A 242-nucleotide genomic window follows, 5' to 3' on the forward strand; every position below is an offset into this window, starting at 1 on the left:
GGTGATCTTTTTTACCTTCACCCTCGTTACCCACCTGATTGCCGCACCGTTTTACGGCTTTTTAGCCGCAAAAGTTGAGCGCCAGGCCACCGGCCGTGAGCCGCTGGATGATCGCGGGCTGGCTAAAACGGCCGTCGATGCGCTGGGGCGCGAGCTGGTCAAGCTCGGCTACATTCTACCGCGCATGGTGGCGCTGTTTATTATCAGCTGGATTCCAGGCCTCAACCTGCTGGCCCCCCTGT

1 protein-coding gene is annotated in these 242 nt (G+C 59.5%); it reads left to right on the forward strand.

The features are described 5' to 3' along the window. Positions 1–242: EI24 domain-containing protein (locus tag R0J88_RS22910; protein WP_410901304.1), on the forward strand; the 242-nt coding region annotated here is incomplete at both ends.

Origin of the sequence: Pseudoalteromonas sp. SIMBA_162 (genome assembly GCF_046535955.1) — a bacterium.
GTDB classification, from domain to species: Bacteria; Pseudomonadota; Gammaproteobacteria; order Enterobacterales; family Alteromonadaceae; genus Pseudoalteromonas; species Pseudoalteromonas marina.